This is a genomic window from Bifidobacterium miconis, from assembly GCF_019331735.1.
Lineage (GTDB): Bacteria > Actinomycetota > Actinomycetes > Actinomycetales > Bifidobacteriaceae > Bifidobacterium > Bifidobacterium miconis.
Map to the genome: position 1 here is coordinate 25,430 of NZ_JAHBBH010000005.1, position 17,252 is coordinate 42,681.

General features: G+C 68.9%; 9 protein-coding genes and 1 other RNA gene. All 10 read left to right on the top strand.

Translation table 11 applies throughout. The annotated features are described in order from the left end of the window. Positions 1–94 precede the first annotated feature (94 nt). Positions 95–1,594, top strand: coding sequence for a UDP-N-acetylmuramoyl-tripeptide--D-alanyl-D-alanine ligase (locus KIH79_RS02800; protein WP_219058079.1), 1,500 nt, complete (start codon positions 95–97; stop codon positions 1,592–1,594). A gap of 56 nt (positions 1,595–1,650) precedes the next feature. Continuing rightward, positions 1,651–2,751, top strand: coding sequence for a phospho-N-acetylmuramoyl-pentapeptide-transferase (gene mraY / locus KIH79_RS02805; RefSeq protein WP_219058005.1), 1,101 nt, complete (start codon positions 1,651–1,653; stop codon positions 2,749–2,751). A gap of 108 nt (positions 2,752–2,859) precedes the next feature. Next, a complete protein-coding gene (gene murD / locus KIH79_RS02810; protein WP_219058006.1) occupies positions 2,860–4,290 on the top strand; it encodes a UDP-N-acetylmuramoyl-L-alanine--D-glutamate ligase in 1,431 nt (476 codons plus the stop codon). Then, complete coding sequence (locus tag KIH79_RS02815; RefSeq protein ID WP_219058007.1) at positions 4,277–5,590, top strand: peptidoglycan glycosyltransferase FtsW; 1,314 nt, start codon at positions 4,277–4,279, stop codon at positions 5,588–5,590. Before murD ends, KIH79_RS02815 begins: the two co-directional genes overlap by 14 nt. A gap of 81 nt (positions 5,591–5,671) precedes the next feature. Further along, positions 5,672–6,844 (top strand): UDP-N-acetylglucosamine--N-acetylmuramyl-(pentapeptide) pyrophosphoryl-undecaprenol N-acetylglucosamine transferase, encoded by a 1,173-nt coding sequence (locus tag KIH79_RS02820; protein WP_219058008.1) that lies wholly within the window; start codon positions 5,672–5,674, stop codon positions 6,842–6,844. A gap of 35 nt (positions 6,845–6,879) precedes the next feature. Continuing rightward, positions 6,880–8,469, top strand: a complete 1,590-nt coding sequence (gene murC, locus KIH79_RS02825) for a UDP-N-acetylmuramate--L-alanine ligase (RefSeq protein ID WP_219058009.1) — start codon at positions 6,880–6,882, stop codon at positions 8,467–8,469. Positions 8,470–8,717: 248 nt separating this feature from the next. Then, complete coding sequence (locus KIH79_RS02830) at positions 8,718–9,785, top strand: cell division protein FtsQ/DivIB (protein ID WP_420829347.1); 1,068 nt, start codon at positions 8,718–8,720, stop codon at positions 9,783–9,785. Positions 9,786–9,926: 141 nt separating this feature from the next. Next, positions 9,927–10,323, top strand: a transfer-messenger RNA (tmRNA) gene (ssrA, locus tag KIH79_RS02835). Positions 10,324–10,584: 261 nt separating this feature from the next. Next, complete coding sequence (locus KIH79_RS02840) at positions 10,585–13,740, top strand: alpha-mannosidase (RefSeq protein ID WP_219058011.1); 3,156 nt, start codon at positions 10,585–10,587, stop codon at positions 13,738–13,740. Positions 13,741–13,889: 149 nt separating this feature from the next. Then, positions 13,890–17,060 (top strand): alpha-mannosidase, encoded by a 3,171-nt coding sequence (locus KIH79_RS02845; protein WP_219058012.1) that lies wholly within the window; start codon positions 13,890–13,892, stop codon positions 17,058–17,060. The last annotated feature ends 192 nt before the right edge of the window (positions 17,061–17,252 follow it).

Consider the following 17,252-nt stretch of genomic DNA (forward strand, 5'->3'; position numbering starts at 1 on the left):
GGCGGTCCGCCGGGCGGGATGCAGGACGGTAACGAACGACAACCAACGGATTTGTGTGCAAGGAAAGGTGCTGACAGTGACGAGCGAAGCGGCCATGATGCCGATGACCCCCAACGAGATAGCCGAGGCGACGGGAGGCGCGCTGATCCATGCCCAGCCCGGATTCGACCCGGAACGGCCGGCCGCGACCTCGGCCGTGAGCGACTCGCGCGAGGCGGGGAACGGCTCCGTGTTCGTCGCGATCGCCGGCGAGCGCGTCGACGGCCATGACTTCCTCGCCGATGTGGCCGCCCGCGGCGCCGTGTGTGCGCTGGTCGACCACGAGGTCGACGCGCCGATCGCGCAGATCCTCGTGCCGGACACGGTGGAGGCGCTGGGCCTGCTCGCCCGGCACAATCTCGAGCGTCGCCGCGCCGAGGCCGCGCCGTTCACGATCGTCGGCATCACCGGTTCGGTCGGCAAGACCACCACGAAGGACCTGCTCAAGGCGCTGCTGGGCGAACTGGGTCCGACCGTCGCCCCGTTCGGCTCGTTCAACAACGAGATCGGCCTGCCGCTGACCGCGCTCAAGGTGGGCCCCTCCACGCGCTTCCTCGTGGCCGAAATGGGAGCCAACCACGTCGGCGAGATCGCCCGGCTGACCACCATCGCGCCGCCCGACGTCGCCGTGGTGCTCAAGGTCGGCTGCGCGCATCTGGGCGAATTCGGCTCGGTCGAACGCATCGCGCAGGCCAAGAGCGAAATCGTGCGCGGACTCGTGCCGGACGGCGCCGGCGTGCTCAACGCCGACGACGCGCACGTGGCCGCGATGGAGCCGATCGTGCCCGGCGACGTGTTGTGGTTCGGCATCGACCCGGAGCATGTCCGTCCGGGCGAGCTGACGGCCCGGGGCATCGGCCAGGACGCCACCGACCACCCGTATTTCGACATGACCGACGGCGCGGAAACCGTGCATGTCACACTCGGCATCCGCGGCGCGCACAACGTGATGAACGCGCTCGCCGCGGCAAGCGTCGCCCGCCGCTGCGGCCTGGGCCTTGCGGACATCGCCCGCGTGCTGGGCGAGCAGACGCGCATCAGCGCGCATCGCATGGCCGTCTCCACGGTGACGCGCGACGGCGTGTCGTTCACGCTCATCGACGACTCGTTCAATGCGAACCCCGATTCGATGCGCGCCGGCATCAACGCGCTGGCGGCATGGGGCAAGGCCGGCCGCGACGCGCAGCCGGAAGGCGGCGAGCCGTACCGCATCGCCGTGCTGGGCGCGATGCTCGAGCTCGGCGGCGACGAGGGCGAGCTGCACCGCAGCATCGGCGCGGACGCCGTGCGCGCCGGCGTCGACGCGGTCATCGCGGTCGGATCGGCGTCCGACCCGCATCTCGACGCGCTGGCCGCCGACCTCGCGCAGGGCGCGCGCGACGAGGCCGCCGCAAGTGGCTCGCACGTGACGGTCGATCTGGCGCACGGCGCCGACGAGGCCGATCGTCTGGCCGTGGATCTGGCACGCGACCACGCCGGCGCGCTCGTGCTGCTCAAGGGATCGCACGCGTCCGGGCTGAGCGCGCTCGCGTCGCGGTGGAATCCGGCGGCGTAGCGCCGCGGCACAACCGATACGTCAACCGATACGGAAACGAGAGTGGAGAGGCAATCGTGATTTCGCTCATCATTGGCATCCTGGTGTCGCTGGTCGTCACCATGGTCGGCACCCCGATGCTGATCAGACTGGTCCACAAGCTGCATTACGGGCAGTACATCCGGCAGGACGGTCCCAAGTCCCATCAGATCAAGCGCGGCACGCCGACGCTCGGCGGCGTGGTGATCAACTTCGCCATCGTGTTCGGCTGGGGCGCCTCGGCGCTGTACCGCTTCTGCGCGCGCGGCGAGGTGCCCTCGTGGTCGGCCGTGCTCGTGCTGTTCGCCATGCTGTCGATGGGCGTGCTCGGCTTCATCGACGACTTCGCCAAGGTGCGCAAGAAGCAGAACGAGGGCCTGACCGTCGAGGGCAAGTTCATCGGCCAGTTCATCTTCGGCACGATCTACGCGGTGCTCGCGCTGCTGGTGCCCACCAAGTCGGGATTCCCGAGCGCCCAGCCGGGCATCAGCTTCATCGAGAAGCCGTTCATCAGCTTCGACTTCGCCGGACGGGCCCTCGCGATCGTGCTGTTCGTGATCTGGGTGAACTTCCTGATGACCGCGTGGACCAACGCGGTCAACCTGACCGACGGCCTCGACGGTCTGGCCGCGGGCTCCTCGATGATCTCCTTCGCCGGATACGCGATCATCGCGTTCTGGGAAAGCTACCACATCAAGGGCGGCGACCATCAGGGCTACTCGTACGCGGTGTCCGATCCGCTCGACCTGACCATCATCGCCGTGTGTGCGGCCGTCGCGTGCTTCGCGTTCCTGTGGTACAACTCGAACCCGGCCACGATCTTCATGGGCGACACCGGCTCGCTCGCGCTCGGCGGCCTGTTCGCGGCGCTGTCGATCGCCACGCACACCGAGTTCCTCGCCGTGATCGTCGGCGGCCTGTACGTGATCGAGGTCATGAGCGACGTCATCCAAGTCGGCTATTTCAAGGCCACGCACAAGCGCGTGTTCAAGATGGCCCCCATCCACCACCACTTCGAACTGTGCGGCTGGAGCGAAACGAAGGTCGTGGTGCGCTTCTGGATGGTCGAGCTCCTGTTCGTGCTGTGCGGCCTCATGGTCTTCTACGCGGACTGGGCCGCGCGCTCGGGCCTGCTGTGACGGTCGGGGCCGCGACGCCGGCGCCGCGAGAGGCGCGGCCGCGACGACACAAAGCGGATATACGATAGGGAACCGTTTGCGGTTCCGATTGTTCGGTAAGGAGCGGATATGGACGTTAACGGCAAGACCGCGCTGGTCGCGGGACTCGGCATTTCCGGGCGCAGCATGATGGACGTGCTGCGCGCGCATGGCGCGAAGGCGATCGGCGTGGACGAGCGGCGCGAGGACGCCGACCTGCAATCTTTCGACGACGTCGACTGGGACGCGATCGATCTGGTGTGCACCTCGCCGGTGTTCAACCCGCGCACCCCGTTCATCCTCGAGGCGCAGCGCCGCGGCATCCCCGTGATCAGCGAGGTGGAGCTCGCGTGGTGGCTGCGCGCCGACCGCGACGGCAAGGGCGCGCACGCCGGATGGATCGGCATCACCGGCACCAACGGCAAGACGTCCACCACCGAAATGACCTCCGAAATGCTCACCGCCTGCGGCCTCAAGGCCCCGGCGGTCGGCAACATCGGCAAGGCCGTCTCCCACGCGGCCGTCGACGCAGCCGACGACGTGCTGTGCGTCGAGCTGAGCTCCTTCCAGTTGCATTTCACGTATTCGCTGGCGCTCGACTGCGCGGCGATCACCAACATCGCCGACGACCATCTCGACTGGCACGGCGGCATCGACAACTATGCGGCCGACAAGTCCAAGGTGTTCCACGGAGTGAAGAAAACGCTCGTGTACAACGCCGACGACGCGCGCGTGACCGGTCTGGCCGAGAAGGCCGAGACCGCCGAGGGCTGCCGCAAGGTCGGCTTCACGCTCGGCGCGCCGAAGGCCGGCCAGATCGGCGTGGAAGACGGCTGGATCGTCGACATGAGCGGCGTCGCCGGCGGCACGCCGGGGGAGGCGACCAAGGTCGCGCCGGTCGCCGAATTCACGCATCTGACCGAGCCGGACGGCACGGTCTACCCGCATCTGCTCGCCGACGCGCTCACCGCGCTCGCACTGGCGCTCGGCTACGGCGCGGACCGCGACACGGCCGTGCGCGCGCTGCAGGCGTTCGCCCCCGGCGGCCACCGCATCCAGACCGTCGCCACGGCCAAGACGCCGGCCGGCGACATCCGCTTCGTCGACGACTCCAAGGCCACCAACGCGCACGCGGCCAACGCGTCGCTGAGCAGCTTCGGCGCCAAGTCCGTCGTGTGGATCGCCGGCGGCCTCGCCAAGGGCAGCCGCTTCGAAAAGCTCGTCGCCGATCAGGCGCACACGATCAAGGCCGCCGTCATCATCGGCCGCGACCAGCAGCCCATGCTTGACGCGTTCGCCGCCAGCGCGCCGCAGATCCCGCTCACCGTCATCGACCCGGCCGACAACGCCACAGTCATGGCGCGCGCCGTCGAGGCGGCCGGAGCGTACGCCAAGGCCGGCGACGTGGTGCTCATGGCCCCCGCCTGCGCCTCGATGGACCAGTTCAAGTCGTACGCGGACCGCGGCGACCAGTTCGCGGCAGCATCGCGCCGCTGGGTGAGCGAGCATGCCGAAGGCTAGACGCATCGCCTCCTCAGACAAGACGTCCCCCGCATCCGCCAAGGGATCGGGGGACGCGGCCGGGAGCCGTCGGGAGCCGGCCGGCGAACGCGGGGAACGCAAGTTCCCGTCCCGGCCCCTGCGCGAGCCGGCGCGCGACGATTTCGCCGGGTTCTCCGGTCCCGCCAGCCTGCTCAATCCGCTGTGGTGCTACCACGGGTTCGTGGTGGCGGTGCTGGCGCTTTCCGTCTTCGGCGTCATCATGGTCTTTTCCAGCTCTTCGGTGAGCATGGTCGCCAGCGGCCATGCGCCGTGGAAGCAGGCCCTCAGCCAGGGCGTGTACTGCGTCGGTGGTTTCCTGTGCGCGTTCGCGCTGTCCCGCTGCAGCGTGAAGCTGTACCGCAGGATCGGCATATGGACCGTGTTCGCGGCCATGTTCCTGCAGTTCCTCACGCTCACGCCGCTCGGCATCGACGTGTACGGCAACCGCGGCTGGATCGGCATCCCGAACGTGTTCACGTTTCAGCCGGCCGAGCTGATCAAGCTGTCGGTGTGCATATGGCTGCCCGGCGCGCTGCAGCTGGCCGCCCGCCGATTCCGCCGCGAGGGCCTGAAGGCGTATGCCGCCCCGGGCGGCGTGTACGCGTCCTCCCTCGGACTCGTTCTGCTCGGCAGGGATCTGGGCACCGCCATGATCATCGTGTTCATCGGCGTGGTCGCGTTCATGATCAGCGGCTTCCCGCTCAAATACATGGCCATGCTGGCCGGCGCCCTCTCGGTGCTGGTGCTCGTGCTGGTCATCACCAGCCCGAACCGCCTCAAACGCGTGTTCGCCGCATACTCGTGCTCCGACACGGACACGCAGGTCACGCTGTGCTTCCAGTCGGTCCACGCCCGGTACGCGCTGTCCTCGGGCGGACTGCTCGGGGTCGGGCTCGGCAACTCGCGCGAAAAGTGGAACTATCTGCCGGCCGCGCACAACGACTTCATCTTCGCGATCATCGGCGAGGAGACCGGATTCGTCGGCACGATGATCGTCGTGCTGCTGTTCGTGACGATCGGCTGGTGCCTGCTGGTCGTGGCGTTGCAGATCACCGACCGGTACGTGTCGATGGTGCTGATGTGCGTGATGATCTGGATCGTCGGTCAGGCGCTGGTCAACATCGGCGTCGTCGTCGGGCTGTTCCCGGTACTCGGCGTGCCGATGCCGTTCGTCTCCGCGGGCGGCTCGTCGATGCTCATGTGCCTGTCCGCGGCGGGCGTCGCCGCCGGCATGATGCGCAGCCAGCCGCAGATCAGGGCCGAGGCGCGGCGTTCGTGAGACGCCCGTCCGCACGGAAGGACGATCCGGGACGGACGGACCATATGGGTATAAGGGAACGTAGACTGGCAGGCGATGAATATGAGCAAGAACACCGTGAACGTCGTACTCGCCGGCGGAGGCACCGCCGGGCACGTCAACCCGCTGCTGTCGGTGGCCGACGCCATCCGACGCATCGACCCGAACGCCAACGTGAGCGTCATCGGCACCGCCGTCGGCCTTGAGCATGACCTCGTGCCCCAGGCCGGCTACGAACTGGACACCATCGACAAGGTGCCCTTCCCGCGCAGGCCCAATCTCGACGCGCTGCGCTTCCCCATGCGCTGGAAGCGCGAAGGGGACAAGGTGCGCGCGATCCTCGAGGCCCGTCACGCCGACGTGGTGGTCGGCTTCGGCGGCTACGCGTCCGCCCCCGTGTACGCCGCGGCGCACCGCATGGGCATCCCGATCGTCATCCACGAGCAGAACGCGCGTGCCGGCATGGCCAACAAGCTCGGCGCGCGTTGGGCGGCCTACATCGGCACCGCGTACGCCGGCACCGGCCTCAAGCCGGCCTCCGGCGCGACGGTCGAACGCGTCGGCCTGCCGCTGCGCCCCGCCATCGCCTCGCTGTGCGGCAAGCTGGAGGCCGACCGCGTCGCCGTGCGCGACGAGGCGGCGGCCAGTCTCGGCATCGATCCGAAGCGTCCGCTCGTGCTCGTCACCGGAGGCTCCCTCGGCGCGCTCAGCCTCAACCGGGCCGTGTCCGAGGCATCCGCCGATCTGCTCGAATCGGCGCAGGTGATCCACTTGACCGGCCGGGGCAAAATCGACGAAGTGCGCGCCACCGTCGCCCGCGAGGCCGGCGAAGGCGCGCTGTCCGGACTGTTCGACGATGCGAGGACGGGCGGCGACTACCATGTCGCCGAATATCTCGAACGCATCGATCTCGCGTTCGCATGCGCCGCGCTCGTGATCTGCCGCGCCGGCGCCGGATCCGTGTCCGAACTCGCCGCGCTCGGCCTGCCCGCCGTCTACGTGCCGCTGCCCATCGGCAACGGCGAGCAGCGGTTCAACGCGCAGCCGGTCGTCGAGGCCGGCGGCGGGCTCATGGTCGCCGACCGCGACTTCACGGCCGACTGGGTGCGCGGGCACGTGCCGAACCTGCTGGACGATCCGATCCGCCTGCGCCAGTTCGGCGAAAAGGCCTGGGGATACGGCATCCGCGACGCCGCCGACAGGATGGCGCGCACCGTGCTCGACATCGCGCGCTGACGGACGCGGCCGATTCCACGCGTATGACCACGCCCATGACAGAAACCATCAAGGAGAAAACGTTGTCAGACACCACCACGGACGACACGATCGTCCTGAACCCCACCCTTGCCGCGTTCGGCGACACGCAGACGCCGGCCGACCTCGGCCGTACCCACTTCATCGGCATCGGCGGGGCCGGCATGAGCGTGCTCGCCGAAATGCTGCACGAGCAGGGCGTCGACGTCGACGGCTCCGACCGCGAGCGCGGCGCCAAAACCGACCGTCTCGAATCGCTCGGCATCCGCGTCGAAATCGGCCAAAAGGCCGACAACGTGAACGGCGCGCGCACGGTCGTCTACTCGAGCGCGATCAAGCCGGACAATCCGGAGATCGTCGCTGCGCACGCCGCCGGCGCGCATATCGTGCACCGCAGCGACATCCTCGCACTGCTCATGAACGGCCGCCGGGCCGTGACCGTGGCCGGCGCGCACGGCAAGACCACCACCAGCTCGCTGCTCGCGCACATCCTCGTGCATGCGGGCGAAGGCGAGCTCGCCGATCCGAGCTACGCGATCGGCGGCTCCATCCAGGGCCCCGACGGCTCCACGCTCGACGGCGGCCATGCCGGTCGAGGCGGCGTGCTCGTCGCCGAGGCGGACGAGTCGGACGGCAGCTTCGAAAAGTACCGTCCGGCCATCGCGATCATCACCAACGCCGAGCCCGACCATCTCGACCACTATGGCGACGCGGCGCACTACCACGCCGCGTTCGCCGAACACGCGGGCCACGCGCGCGAGCACGTGATCGTCTGCGTCGACGACGAGGGCGCGCTCGGCGTGCTGCGCTCGCTCGACCCGGCCGTCGCCGCGCGCGCGATCGCCTATTCGACGCAACCCCGCGAAGCGTTCGGCGACCTCAACGGCGCGACGTTCGTGCGCATCGAATCGGAGACCGAAGCCAGCGGCAACGGCGCCGAACGGTTCACGATCGTGCTGCCGGGCGCGCTGCTCGGCGGCGACGACCTGCGCCTGCCGGTCGCGCTCATCGTGCCGGGCATCCACAACGCGCGCAACGCGACCGCGGCCATCGCCGCCGCCGCACTGCTCGGCATGGACCCGCATCGCGCGGCCGAGGCCGCCGGCACGTTCCTCGGCGCGGCGCGTCGCTTTCAGGTGCGCGGCACCGTGGGCGACGTGACCGTGGTGGACGACTACGCGCACCATCCGACCGAAATCGCCGCGCTGCTCGACGCCGCGCGCCGCCGCTACCCGGAGTCGGTGATCCGCGTGCTGTTCCAGCCGCACCTGTTCTCGCGCACCAGGTTCTTCGCCGGCGAGTTCGCGGCGGCGCTCGCCAAGGCCGACGACGTGATCGTCACCGGCATCTTCCCCGCGCGCGAAAAGCAGGAGGATTTCCCCGACGTCGGCCCGCAGACCATCGTCGACGCGGCCGCGGGACTCGCGCACGAGCCCGGCGGACAGTGGATCCGCGCCGTCGACGACATGCGCGTCGCCGCGCAGATGCTCGCCATGCGAGCGCATCACGGCGACGTGATCTTCACCGTGGGAGCCGGCGACGTCACGCAGATGGACGACGTGCTGCTGCACGCGCTGGAGGCGCATCGCGTGGCGGACGGGCGCTGATGGCGCGACAGGTCGTCAGTTCCACGGGCGAGGACGGGGGAGCGGCCGGCTCGGGCCGGCGCGTCGCCCGTTCCGTTTCCGGCGAAGCCTCGAAGCCGAAGGGCGGACTGCCGCGTGGCTCGGGCCGGACGTCGTCCTCGTCGGGCGCGTCGGGCGCGACGGGACGTGGTCGGTTCGGCGGGGTCGCGCGCAGCGCCCGTTCGGCGTCCGGTTCGTCCGGCTCCGGCAAGTCGCCCGCAACCGGCTCGATGCCGGTCAGCAGGGCCGCATCCGGCCGTGTGTCGCGCGGCGACGGCGAAACGTCGCAATCCATCCGCAAGTCGTTGCCGGCAAAGCATCGGACCGCGGCCGCGCGGGCTGCGGCGTCGGCTTCCGGACGCAAGACGACGGGAGCCGGACGGGCGAACGGCGGGAGAACCGTCGCCGCAAAGGCCTCCAAGTCCAACGGCGTTCGGCGGGACGGCCGGGGGTTCGTCGACGCGCGGCGCATGCCCAGCGAGGACATGGTCACCAAGACGCTGCGGGAAACGTCCGGCATGCTCGGCATTCCCACGCGTCCGAAGGTCATCGACTTCAGCGCCCGTCTCAAGGAGAAGCGCAAGGCCGGCGTCCGCGTGATCGCCCTGCGCGTGGCCGCGGCCGTCGCCGCGCTTGCCGTGGTCTGCTCGCTGGTCTGGCTGCTGTTCTTCTCACCGGTGCTGCGGCTGGAGACCGGGGACATCAGCGTGACCGGCGGCAACGAGTGGGTGAGCCGCGACGAGATCCTCGCCATCGCGGACAAGCAGTCCGGCAAGTCGCTGCTGCTGGTTTCCGCGAAGGACGTCAGGGCGCAGCTGACGAACATTCCGGGCGTCACCGAAGCGGACGTGACCAAACGCTACCCGCACGGCATGGCCGTCAAGGTGAGCGCGCAGCAGCCCGCGGCCATGCTCAAGGCGTCCGACTCGCAGATGGTGGCCGTGGACAGCAAGGCGCGCGTGCTCAACACGGTGGGCCACACCTCCACCAAGGGCATACCGGTGATCGAGGTGAAGGACGTCACCGCCTCGCTGGAGAACAAGTCGGTCAAGGAGGCGCTCAAGGTGCTTGGCGGCCTGCCTGATGCCATGCGCAAGACGATCACCAAGGTGACCGCGGGCACGCAGGATTCGATCACCACCGAACTCAACGGCGGCGAGCACGTGGTGGTGTGGGGCGACTCGTCCGATCTTGAGCTCAAGATGGCGATCGTCGACAAGATCCTGTCCGATCCCAAGGTGATCGGCGACAAGACGCAGATCGACGTGTCCGCGCCGTCGCGCCCGATCATCAAGTGAGCGGGCGGCGTCGCGCAGGACGCCGTCGGCCTTGCGGCGGCCGCGTGCGACACGCTATGCCGTGCGCGAAAACTTGCCGTTTCGCCGGCGCGGACGTATATTGAAAAGTCCGCGCAAGCGGAAGCTTGATAATTCAAGATTGGGGTCGATCGGTTTCGACGGTGACCTGTTCGTCGCAGGGAAGCGTGCCGAGAACGCCGGGTCCGCTCGTGGATGCCCCCGGCAAAAGAATAAGTGCTAAATCTAACCGCACTGAGTTCGCTCTCGCTGCCTGAGCTTTGCGCCAGGATTAACCAGTGAGCAGCCGCTCCGTTCACTCCTCCTCGTCTTTGGGAGGATGCTGAGCGTCGTTAAGAAGACTTGCTGATGCAGCTGCGTTGCAGGGCTGTGTCGGGACTTTAACTGCGAATATGCCCGCCGTCCGTTGTCTGCGACATAGACGGGGGCAGAGAAGCTGCCAAACGGCCAGCAGACTACGCACGTAGAAGACTGCGGGCTCGGTCACCGGACCGGGGTTCAATTCCCCGCGACTCCACCAACACAAGCGCTATTCCTGAATGGGGATAGCGCTTTTTTGTATCCGTCGGCATGCCGGCGGGACCCGAAACACGCGCGGCGACGAGGAACTTGACAGGCCGCCGCTCCTTGGACAGAATGGTACTAAAGCGCTTTAGTTACGGCGGCGGCGATGCGCCTCGCACGATCGAAGCGCGGCAGCCCAGCCCTCGCACAGGGGACACAACGACGTGGCCGAACGGCCTGCGACACCAGCAACCAAGGGGAGTGAAGACAGCCCATCATGTTTCTGAAACCCGAACAGCAGCTCGAACGCTGCAAGCGCGTCCTGCGCCAGCGCGTCAACCCGCACATCCACCCGCCGGTCGCGCGCCTTACGGTCGAGGCGTTCGACATTCCCGGCGAGCCCATGCCGTCCGGCGAATTCTTCGCCAAGCTCGAGCGCGGCGAGATCGCGTTCAAACCGTTCGAACTCGGCCATGAATGGGGCACCACCTGGGGCACCGTCTGGTTCCGTCTGACCGGCCGGGTGCCCGCCGGCTACCCGAAGCACGGCGAGGCGCTCGAACTCATCCTCGACCTCGGCTGGTACGAGCACTCCTGCGGCGGCCACATCGAAGGCCTCGTCTACCGGCCCGACGGCACCGCGCTCAAGGCCGTGCACCCGCTCAACATCTGGGTGCCGTTCATGGACGCCGACGGCACCGCGCACACGCCCGTCGCCGAAGACGGCACGTTCACCCTCTACCTCGAGGCGGCCAGCAACCCGCTGCTGCTCGGCGTGCCGCCGTTCATCGAGACCGAACTCGGCGAGAAGGCCACCGGCGAGCCCGACGAACCGTACGTGTTCCGCGCCGCCGACCTGACCTCGTTCAACCGCGAACTCGACGAATACCGCATCGACCTCGACGTCGCCTGCCAGCTCATGGAACTCGCCGACAAGTCGTCGCCGCGCTACTGGCAGCTCGCCAAGGCGCTCCAGCGCTCGCTCAACGCCTACGACGAGCGCGACATCGACGGCACCGTCGAGACGGCCCGCGCCGAACTCGCCGGCGTGCTCGCCAAGCCGGCCAACGCGTCCGCCATGCAGGTGAGCGCCGTCGGCCACGCGCACATCGACTCCGCCTGGCTGTGGCCGGTGCGCGAGACGCGCCGCAAGGTCGCCCGCACGGTCTCCAATGCGCTCGCGCTCATGGACGCCGATCCCGACTTCAAGTACGCGATGAGCTCCGCCCAGCAGTACACATGGCTCGAAGAGGACCATCCGGACATCTTCGCCCGCATGCTCGAACGCATCCGGGAGGGCCGGTTCATTCCGGTCGGTGGCATGTGGGTCGAGGCCGACGGCATGCTGCCCGGCGGCGAGTCGCTCATCCGCCAGGTCTCCTATGGCAAGCGCTACTTCAGGGAGAAGCTCGGCGTCGAGCCCAAGGGCATCTGGCTGCCCGACAGCTTCGGCTACACGGGCGCCTGGCCGCAGATCGCCCGCCGCGCCGGCTACGAGTGGTTCCTGACCCAAAAGATCTCGTGGAACGACACCACCAAGTTCCCGCACCACTCGTTCCTGTGGCGCGGCATCGACGGCACGCCGATCTTCACGCACTTCCCGCCGTCCGACACGTACGCCGCATGGTGCAAGGTGCAGGAGCTCGACTATGCGGAGAAGAACTTCCAGGACAAGGACCTCGCCGACCGTTCGCTGCTGCTCTTCGGCTTCGGCGACGGCGGCGGCGGCCCCACGCGCGACATGATGGACCACCTGCACCGCTACGAGAACCTCGAAGGCGTCTCGCGCGTGAGCGTCGAAGGCCCGAACGAGTTCTTCTCCAAGGCGCGCACGCAGCTCGAGGCGAACGCCGGCGAGGAAATGCCCGAATACCAGGGCGAGCTGTACCTCGAACTGCACCGCGGCACGCTCACCTCGCAGCAGGACATGAAGCGCGGCTGCCGCGCGGAGGAATCGCTGCTGCGCACGGTCGAATACCTCGGCGCCGCCGCGTCGCTCGCCGATCCCGCCTACGAGTATCCGCGCGAGGAGATGGACCGCATCTGGAAGACGCTGCTGCTCAACCAGTTCCACGACATCCTGCCCGGCTCCGGCATCTCGTGGGTGCACCGCGAAGCCCGCGAGGACTACGCGCGCGACCTGAAGCGTCTCGCCGAGATCGCCGCCGACGCGTGCGCCGCCCTGCGCCGCGCCGATCCGAACGCCGACGTGCTGCGCGAGGCGCGCATCAGCCAGTATCGCGCCGACGGCTCGTCATGGCGCGTGCTGCCGGCCGACCGCGTCGCCTCCCGCGCCGACGGCACGGACGCCGCGCTCGGCCCGGCGACGGTCGAAACGCTCGCCGACGGCCGCGTGCGCATCGCCAACGGACGTCTGAGCGCGACGATCGAAGCGGACGGCACCGTCTCGTCGCTGACCGACGAGGCGCACGGCCGCGAGCTCGTGCCGGCCGGCGCCGCGCTCGGCCGCTACGAGCTCATGAAGGACGAGCCGGCCGTGTGGGACGCATGGGAGATCGAACGCGAGTCGCTGCTCATGGGCCGCGGGCTGTGCGGCCGTCTGGCCGGCGCGCGCGTCGACGAATCCGGCGCCGCGATCGTCGACGTGCAGACCGCCGACGGCGAGACCGTGATCGACACGACGATCACGCTCCGTCCGGGCGCCGCGCAGCTCGACTTCCACGCGGACATCGACTGGCACGAGCGCGAACGCTTCCTCAAGGTCGACCTGCCGCTCGCCGTCACCGCCGAACGCGCCACCTACGACTGCCAGTACGGTCTGGTCACGCGCCCGATCGTCAAGAACAGCGCGTCCGACGAAGCCAAGTTCGAAAGCTGCACCAACCGGTTCGCGATCATCGCCGAACCGAACTACGCGGCCGCCGTCGTCAACGGCTCGATCTACGGCTCCGACGCCGCGCCGATCGCCGGCAACGGTCCGCTCGGCGCAGGACGCGGCACCATGTTCCGCCTGTCGCTGCTGTCCGCGCCCACCTATCCCGACCCGCGCACCGACATCGGCCGCCACGCGTTCGACTGGGCCGTCGTGCCCGGCGCGACGCTCGACGGCACGATCGACGCGGCCTGCGCGATGAACGCGCCCGTGCTGCACGACGCGCCCGCGATCGACCCGCTCGTCTCGATCGACGCGACCGACGGCACCGCGGTGCTCGACTGGGTCAAGCTCGCCGACGACGGATCGGGCGACCTGATCGCGCGCGTGTACGAAACCGCCGGCGGACACGCGACCGCGCGGCTGCATGTCGCCGACGGGCTGCGCGGCGCGACCGTGCGCGAAACCGGCGTGCTCGAGGACAACGCGCTCGCCGACGACCTGCCCGTCGCGCTTGCCGGCGAGGCAGAACAGCAGGCCGACGGGGCGACGCTCAGGCTCGGCCCGTTCCAGCTGGCCACGTTGCGCATCGCGCGATAGACGGCACGCCGTCCGCCCGCACGACGGGCGGCATCAACCCGACGTCGTCCCGACTTCCCGAACCGGGGGAGCGGGACGATGGCCGCCCCCAGCCGGGCATCAACCAACGTCAACCAACACAACACCATCAGCAAAGGAGCCGAAACTCAATGTTTCTCCTGCCCAACCAGCAGCTCGACCGCTGCGACCGCGTGATGTGGCAGCGCGTCGAACCGCACATCCACACCACCCTGTCGTCCTGCACGCTGCGCTCGCACGACAACCCCGGCGAACCCGTGCCCTCCGGCGAATTCCTCGCGAAAGTGCGCGCCGGCGAAGTCGAATTCAAGCCGTTCGCCATCCCCGGCACGTGGGGTACCACCTGGGGCACCACGTGGTTCGAAGTGACCGGTCGCATCGACCGCGAGGCCACCAAGGGCCGCAAGGTCGAACTCATGGTCGACCTCGGCTGGCTCGGCCATCGCGGCCCGGGCTTCCAGTCCGAAGGCCTCGTCTACCGCGCCGACGGCACCGCCATCAAGTCCGCCAACCCGAAGAACCACTGGATCCCGCTCGTCTACGCCGACGGCACCAGCACCGTCGACCTCGACGGGGACGGCAACTTCACCGTCTACATCGAAGCGGCCGCCAACCCGTTCGTCGAAGGCCCCACCCCGTTCTCGCCCACCGAGCTCGGCGAAGGCCCGACCGGCAAGGTCGACTTCCCGTACACGCTGAGCCGCATGGACGTCACCGTGTTCAACGAGGACGTGTTCGCCTACTACATGGACCTCGAAACCGTCGAGTCGCTCATGCGCGAGCTCAAGGACGACGACCCGCGCTACTGGCAGCTCGCCAAGGCGCTCCAGCGTTCGCTCAACGCCTACGAGGAGCGCGACATCGACGGCACGCTTCCCGCGGCCCGCGGGGAACTGGCCGGCGTGCTGGCGGAACACGCGTCGTCCAGCGCGATCAACCACATCGCCATCGGCCACGCGCACATCGACTCCGCATGGCTGTGGCCGGTGCGCGAGACGCGCCGCAAGGTCGCCCGCACCGTCTCCAACGTGCTCGCGCTCATGGACGAGGATCCGGACTTCAAGTACGCGATGAGCTCCGCCCAGCAGTACGAGTGGCTCGAAGCCGAGCATCCGGACCTGTTCCGCCGCATGATGGAACGGGTCAAGGAAGGCCGGTTCATTCCGGTCGGCGGCATGTGGGTCGAATCCGACAACATGATCCCCGCCGGCGAATCGCTCGTGCGCCAGATCACGTTCGGCCGCCGCTACTTCAAGGAGCACCTCGGCGTCGAGCCCCGCGGCGTGTGGCTGCCCGACAGCTTCGGCTACACCGGCTCGTGGCCGCAGATCGCCCGCCGCGCCGGCTTCGACTGGTTCCTCACGCAGAAGATCTCGTGGAACGACTGCACCAAGTTCCCGCACCACTCGTTCATGTGGGAGGGTGTCGACGGCACGCGCATCCTCACGCACTTCCCGCCGTCCGACACGTACTGCTCGTCCATGAGCATGCACGAGCTCATGTACTCGCAGCGCAACTTCCTCGACAAGGACCTGTCGCGCAACGCGATCCTGCTCTACGGCTTCGGCGACGGCGGTGGCGGCCCCACCCGCGAGATGACCGCGCGCATCCGCCGCGACCGCGACCTCGCCGGTGCCCCGAAGATCGACTTCGGCACCCCGGACGAGCTGTTCGACCGCGTGCGCAAGGACATCGTCGACGACGCGCGCGGCGAAACCCCGGTGTTCAAGGGCGAGCTGTACCTCGAACTGCACCGCGGCACGCTCACCGCCCAGCAGGACATGAAGCGTGGTTGCCGGGGCGAGGAAGCCATGCTGCGCGTCACGGAATACCTGTGCGCCGCGGCCCGCATCAAGAATCCGGACTACGTCTACCCGCGCGAGGAGATGGACCGGATCTGGAAGACGCTGCTGCTCAACCAGTTCCACGACATCCTGCCCGGCTCCGCGATCGCATGGGTGCACCGCCAGGCGCGCGCCGAATACGCGCGCGACATCGCCCGGCTGCGCGAGATCGCCCTCGAGGCCGGCGCGGCGATCGCCGCCGTCGAACCGGGCGATGGGACCGTTGCGGACGCGGTGATCACCCCGTACTCGCGTGAGGCGTGCGACGCGTGGACCGTGCGCTCCGCGGCCGTCGTTTCCGGACTCGCCGATGCGAATGCGATGACCGCCGCGGCGAACGCCGCGGTAAGCGTGACGCGCGACGGCGAGGCGACCGTGCTCGACAACGGCCTGCTGCGCGTGCGCGTCGAGGCCGACGGCACCGTCTCGTCGATGGTCGACCTCGCCTCGCGGCGCGAACTTGTGCCCGCCGGCACGCGACTCGGCCGCTACGAGCTGCTCAAGGACGAACCGTTCCACTGGGACGCCTGGGACATCCAGCGCGACGCGTTCCTCACCGCGAACGGACTCGACGACGCCGCGGTCGAAGGCGCGGAGACCACGGCCGACGGCAGCGCGATCGTCAGCGTCCTCACCAAGGCGCCGAACGTCGCGATCCGCACGCGCATCACGCTGCGTCCCGGCGCGAACACGCTCGACTTCAACGCCGACGTGGACTGGCGCACCGCCGAACAGTTCCTCAAGGTCGACGTGCCCGTCTCGGTGCAGGCCGTCAACGCGCAGTACGAATGCCAGTACGGCATGGTCGAGCGCCCGATCAACAAGAACACGCGCTCCGACGACGCCAAGTTTGAAAGCTGCACGCACCGCTTCGTGCGCATCGCCGACTCCGGCTACGCGGCCGCCGTCGTCAACGCGTCCACGTACGGCTCCGACGTGAGCCCCATCCACGAGGACGCGGCCCGCGGCACCGGCCGCGGCACGATGGTCCGTCTGTCGCTGCTCTCCGCGCCGCTCTACCCGGACCCGCGCACCGATCAGGGCGAGCATGCGTTCGCGTGGAGCGTGGTCGCCGACGCGCGCATGGACGCCGTGCTCGCCGAGGCGTCGCGCCTCAACAGCCCGGTCGTGGGCGAACTGCCCGCGGTCGCGCCGCTCGTGTCGCTGGCCGACGTGACCGGCGCGCCGGTGCTCGATTGGGTCAAGCTTGCCGACGACGGCTCCGACGATATCGTCGTGCGCCTGTACGAGGCCGCCGGCGGCAACGCCACGGCCACGCTGCGGCTTGACGGCGCGCTCGCCGGCGCGAGCGTCGAGGAAGTGACGCTGATGGAGGAACCGGGTCTGCCGGCCGAGCTGCCGCGCGCGCTCGCCGCCGGCGACGGTCCGGTGCCGGCCGAGGGCGCGGCGATCGCGCTCGCCCCGTTCCAGCTGGCCACGCTGCGCCTCCGCCGCTAGTTTTGCAGTGGATGGTCTTTAGGGCTCTCCCTCTCGAACTGAAGAGAGAGGGAGAGCCCTTGGCGTATTGGAGAGAGAGGAGAGAGCGGGTTCCCGCGCAGGCATGGCGGTTTTCGCTCGCCGATGGTCGTGTCGGCGAGCGAAAACCGCCATCGGCGTGGATGGGACCGATCGCGTGGCGGAAATGGCTCG

Coding starts and splice junctions, on each gene's coding strand:
- KIH79_RS02845 (WP_219058012.1), top strand. CDS start 13,890: ATGTTTCTCCTGCCCAACCAGCAGCTCGACCGCTGCGACCGCGTGATG.
- murD (WP_219058006.1), top strand. CDS start 2,860: ATGGACGTTAACGGCAAGACCGCGCTGGTCGCGGGACTCGGCATTTCC.
- KIH79_RS02800 (WP_219058079.1), top strand. CDS start 95: ATGATGCCGATGACCCCCAACGAGATAGCCGAGGCGACGGGAGGCGCG.
- KIH79_RS02815 (WP_219058007.1), top strand. CDS start 4,277: ATGCCGAAGGCTAGACGCATCGCCTCCTCAGACAAGACGTCCCCCGCA.
- KIH79_RS02830 (WP_420829347.1), top strand. CDS start 8,718: ATGCCGGTCAGCAGGGCCGCATCCGGCCGTGTGTCGCGCGGCGACGGC.
- KIH79_RS02820 (WP_219058008.1), top strand. CDS start 5,672: ATGAGCAAGAACACCGTGAACGTCGTACTCGCCGGCGGAGGCACCGCC.
- murC (WP_219058009.1), top strand. CDS start 6,880: ATGACAGAAACCATCAAGGAGAAAACGTTGTCAGACACCACCACGGAC.
- KIH79_RS02840 (WP_219058011.1), top strand. CDS start 10,585: ATGTTTCTGAAACCCGAACAGCAGCTCGAACGCTGCAAGCGCGTCCTG.